The organism is Leuconostoc sp. BM2 (genome assembly GCF_002095565.1).
In the GTDB taxonomy this organism is placed as follows: Bacteria; Bacillota; Bacilli; order Lactobacillales; family Lactobacillaceae; genus Leuconostoc; species Leuconostoc falkenbergense.
In genome coordinates, this window is sequence record NZ_MOWQ01000132.1 from 1 (window position 1) to 418 (window position 418).

Annotated in this window: 1 pseudogene; it reads left to right on the forward strand. The window is 42.8% G+C overall.

Annotation, left to right across the window (positions count from 1 at the left end):
• Positions 1-418, forward strand: a pseudogene (locus tag BMG01_RS11140) (IS30-like element IS1070 family transposase); the annotation flags it as partial.

Below are 418 nucleotides of genomic sequence, written 5' to 3' on the forward strand. Positions count from 1 at the left end.
TTCGTGCCATTGCGCGCTTTATTAAACGCTCTCCTTCAACCGTTTCGATTGAAATTCATCAAGTTACACCCTATAAAGCTGAGATTGCTCATGCGTTGGCATTGAAAAAACGTCATCTACGTGGTCGTCATGACACGCTAACACCAGCTATCGCTGTCTTTTTGAATCACCACATTGGTATATTGAAGTGGTCACCAGAAACCGCTGCGCATGTTTTAGGGTTACCTTTCAAAACGATTTATAATTGGCTCAATGCTGGTCGACTCAAACTATCATTGGCTGATTTGCCTGACAAAGGTATCCGTCAAAAGCGTCAATCTGATGGTAGACGACAAGTATTTGTGCATGGTCGTTCGATTGAAACGAGACCTGAAAGTGTGAAAGCACGACAAACCTTTGGACATTTTGAAGTTGACAC